The organism is Dokdonella sp. (genome assembly GCF_049593775.1).
Lineage (GTDB): Bacteria > Pseudomonadota > Gammaproteobacteria > Xanthomonadales > Rhodanobacteraceae > Dokdonella.
Window position 1 is genome coordinate 1 of sequence record NZ_JBAWHJ010000021.1, and the last position, 3,984, is coordinate 3,984.

3 protein-coding genes and 1 pseudogene are annotated in these 3,984 nt (G+C 62.2%); all 4 read right to left on the reverse strand.

The genetic code is table 11. The features are described 5' to 3' along the window. Nucleotides 1-1,007 (reverse strand): annotated as a pseudogene (locus WBP53_RS00615) (ATP-dependent DNA helicase RecG); the annotation flags it as partial. 36 nt (nucleotides 1,008-1,043) lie between these two features. Beyond that, complete coding sequence (locus tag WBP53_RS00620; RefSeq protein ID WP_423924887.1) at nucleotides 1,044-1,430, reverse strand: RidA family protein; 387 nt, start codon at nucleotides 1,428-1,430, stop codon at nucleotides 1,044-1,046. Between the two features lie 15 nt (nucleotides 1,431-1,445). Further along, on the reverse strand, nucleotides 1,446-3,608 hold the full coding sequence (locus tag WBP53_RS00625; RefSeq protein WP_423924889.1) for a RelA/SpoT family protein: 2,163 nt from the start codon (nucleotides 3,606-3,608) through the stop codon (nucleotides 1,446-1,448). A gap of 69 nt (nucleotides 3,609-3,677) precedes the next feature. Beyond that, on the reverse strand, nucleotides 3,678-3,971 hold the full coding sequence (rpoZ, locus tag WBP53_RS00630) for a DNA-directed RNA polymerase subunit omega (protein WP_423924891.1): 294 nt from the start codon (nucleotides 3,969-3,971) through the stop codon (nucleotides 3,678-3,680). Nucleotides 3,972-3,984 lie beyond the last annotated feature (13 nt).

The following is a 3,984-nucleotide window of genomic DNA, read 5'->3' on the forward strand; positions in this document are numbered from 1 at the left end:
GCCATCAGTGCAACCTGATAGCCGGATTCGATGGCTGCCAATGCGGCCCATGCCGCGACGATGGTCTTGCCCGAGCCGACGTCGCCCTGGACAAGGCGAAGCATGGGTTCGGGTCTGGCGAGGTCGACGGCGATTTCGGCGCTGACTCGTTCCTGCGCTCCGGTCAGCGCGAACGGCAAAGCCGTCAGTAAAGCCTTGCGCAACGCGCCATCTCCGTTCAGGGGCGGCGCTCCATGCTCGCGGACCTGAGCGCGCATCTGCTTGAGGCTCAAGTGATGGGTGAGCAACTCTTCGAATGCCAGACGTCGTTGCGCTTCGTGGGTACCGAGGGTCAGTGCAGAAACGTCGGCATCGGCGGGCGGACGATGCACGGTGAGCAGGGCATCACGCAGAGACAGCATGTCCAGTGGCTTGCGCAGCGCCTCCGGGACCAGTTCCAGCTCGGCTTCGCCGGGAAGTTTTTCCAGGGCAAGCGAAATCAAGGTGGCCATGCGCCGCTGGCCGAGCCCTTCGGTGGTCGGATAGATCGGCGTCAGGCAATCCTCGACGCTCACGTTCGCCGATGAAAGGCGCTGGTATTGCGGATGTACGATCTCGGGGCCATGCGCACCGTGCCGCACCTGACCGAAACAGCGCAATCGCGTGCCAGGAGTAAGCTGGTCGATCTGGGCACGGCGGAAACTGAAAAAACGCAGGCTCAGCATCGAGCGAGAGTCGTCGCTGATGACGACCCGCAGCTGAGGGCGGAATCGAAACCCGCGCTCGACTGCCTCGATCGTGCCCTCGACCTGCGCCGACTCGCCGATATTCAAATCACGAATCGGGGTCAGGCGGGTACGATCCTCGTAACGCAGCGGCAAATGAAACCAGAGGTCCTGGATCTTCCTGAGCCCCAGCCGATGCAGCGACGCTTCAAGCACCGGCCCCACGCCGGCCAATGAACTGACCGGAACAAGTCCCGGATCATCGACGGAAACAGCATTGGCGGCAGGATGTGAGCGAGGCATCGCCCAAGCATACCCAAGCAATGCCGGCGCGGGTGCCTAGCCGATGACGGCGACGAGATCGATTTCGACCTGCGAAGCCTTGGGCAAGGCAGCCACGCCAATCGTCGAGCGAGCCGGATACGGCTCCTTGAAGTACTGCTTCATCACCTCGTTGACTGCGGTGAAGTTGCCCAGATCCGTGAGATAGATGCCGACGCGCGCAACGTCGTCGAATGAAAGCTGCGCCGCAGCCAGCACCGCCTTCAGGTTCTCGAAAACCTGGCGGGCCTGAACACTGATGTCGCCCTGGACAAGTTCACCGGTGCCTGGATCTATCGGCGTCTGGCCGGACAGGTAAACGGTGTTGCCCACCTGGACGGCCTGGGAGTAGGGACCGATGGCCTTGGGCGCATGGTCGGAATGGATGATTCGGCGCTGCGACATGTTGGATTCCTCGGCTCAGACAGGATGACGGTAGACGGTATTGACGACGGCCAGGCGACGTACGCCGCGCATGACATCGGCAAGATGTTTGCGATTGGCCACCTCGATCGTGAACAGCAAGGTTGCAGACATCAGGTCGCGCTCCTTGTATTCGACGTTTTCGATATTCGAATTGGCCTTGGCGACGGCGGCGGCAACCTGGGCCAGTACGCCAGGCTTGTTGGCCACGATGATGCGCAGCTCGACGCGATAGTCGCCACTGACGCTGGTATCCCAGGCGATCTCGACGCAGCGTTCGGGAGACTTGCGGAACTCCGGCATGTTCGGGCATTCCAGCCGATGCACGACGATGCCCTTGCCTGCCGACAGATAGCCCATGATCTCGTCACCAGGAACCGGATGGCAGCAGTTGCCGAAGCTCAGCACGCCGCGCTCCGCCCCGGTGATCAGGATCTTCTCGACCGGATGCAGACTCTGGCCAGCTGACGCCTCGTCGTGAAGCTGCAGGAGGGATCGGGCCACCTGTCCGGCCGTGCGGTTGCCTAATGCGATATCGGCGAGCAGGTCTTCGAGCGCACGCAGCTTGTTGTCTTCCAGGTAGCGCGCAAGCTGGTCGGGTGGCAATACTTCCAGCGACGCGCCCAGCGTGTCCATGGCTCGATCGAGCATGCGGTGACCGAGTTCAATCGCATCTTCGTGCTGCAGGCGCTTGAGGAAATGCCGGATCGCCGTCCGCGCCTTGGCGCTGACGACCCATTCCAGCCATTGAGTGCTTGGCACCGCCGAAGGCGCGGTGATGATCTCGACCGATTGTCCGCTACTCAGACGCGTGCGCAATGGCGCCAGCTTCTTGTCCACGCGTGCGGCGACGGCGTGGCTGCCAACGTCGGTATGCACGGCATAGGCGAAATCGAGCGCGGTGGCATTTCGCGGCAGCGCCAGAATCTGGCCTCGCGGCGTGAACAGATAAACCTCGTCGGGGAACAGGTCGACCTTGACGCTCTCGATGAATTCCAGCGAGGACGGCGTCCGGTTTTGCTCGTCGACCAGTCCCGAGAGCCATTCTCGAGCCCGGCTCTGCGCGCTATTGGCCGGAGCCGAGTCGTTCTTGTATGCCCAATGGGCAGCCACGCCACGATCCGCTACCGCGTCCATGTCCTCGGTACGGATCTGGATCTCGATTGGCTCACTGAACGGACCGAACAGGACGGTATGCAGTGACTGGTAGCCGTTCGCCTTGGGAATGGCAATAAAGTCGCGAAAGCGACCATCCAGCGGCTTGAACAGCGAATGCACGGCACCCAGCGCCAGATAGCAGTTCATGACCGAATCCACCACCACCCTGAAACCGTAGACATCCATCACCTGGGCAAAGGATTTCTGCTCTGCGCGCATCTTGCGGTAGATGCTGTAGGGCGACTTGATCCGGCTGATCGTGCGATGGGGGACGCCCTCGGCGTCCAGCCGGGCATCGAGGGCGGCCTCGATCTTGGCCATCGCCTCGCGCCGGTTGCCGATGGCGGTCCTGATCCGCGAGGCTATGACCCGGTGCCGATCCGGGTACATGGCGCGAAAGCCGAGATCCTGCAATTCCGACTTGAACCGGTTCATGCCCAGGCGCTGGGCGATCGGCGCATAGATTTCGAGGGTTTCAAGCGCAATACGCCGACGTGAAGCCGGCACCATGGAGCCCAGCGTACGCATGTTGTGCAGGCGATCGGCGAGCTTGATCAGGATGACACGGAGATCCCGCGCCATGGCCAGCAGCATCTTGCGGAAGCTTTCCGCGGCGGCTTCCTGGCGACTCTTGAATTGCAGCTGGTCCAGCTTGGTCACGCCATCGACCAGTTCGCTGACTGTGCTGCCGAATTCGCCGGTCAGCTCCTCGGCGCTGAGGTGGGTGTCCTCAAGCGTGTCATGCAGGATTGCCGCGATGATGGTCTCGGCATCCATGCCGAGCTCGGCCAGGATGCTGGCCACGGCGACCGGATGGGTGATGTAGGGTTCGCCGCTCTTGCGGGTCTGGCCTTCGTGGGCCAGTGCGCCAACCTCGTAGGCGCGACGCACGCGCCCGATCTGTTCTGCGGGGAGATAAGTGGCAAGTTTGTCTTCAAGGGCAAGCAGGTAGGGCGGCGAGCTGTCGCGCCTGTTTGCTTGCGAATCTGCCGTCGCCTTCATAGCCACCTCGATGTCGCGGCGGTTCAAACCGCCGCGTGATGGCCGGTACGGCAGCCGGGCACGATCAAATCAAATGTCGTCGCCAGCCTTGCCCAGATCATCGTCAACTTCGGCCGCCGCCCATTCCAGCGCCTCGCGCTCGGCCCGCTCACGGGTTTGGCGGTCGATTTCGTCAATCATGCCCTGATCGACCTTGCGTGCCGCGATTTCGCGCAACGAGACTACGGTCGGCTTGTCATTCAGGGCATCCACCGTGGGATCGGCTCCCTTGGCCAACTGACGTGCGCGCTTGGTCGCCATCAACACGAGTTCGAATCGGTTGTCCACGACCGCAAGACAATCTTCTACAGTGATACGCGCCATCTTTGACTAGCCT

What these genes read in the sequence shown, in the direction of transcription:
- rpoZ (WP_423924891.1), bottom strand. Translation starts at nt 3,971, where the DNA reads ATGGCGCGTATCACTGTAGAAGATTGTCTTGCGGTCGTGGACAACCGA.
- WBP53_RS00625 (WP_423924889.1), bottom strand. Translation starts at nt 3,608, where the DNA reads ATGAAGGCGACGGCAGATTCGCAAGCAAACAGGCGCGACAGCTCGCCG.
- WBP53_RS00620 (WP_423924887.1), bottom strand. Translation starts at nt 1,430, where the DNA reads ATGTCGCAGCGCCGAATCATCCATTCCGACCATGCGCCCAAGGCCATC.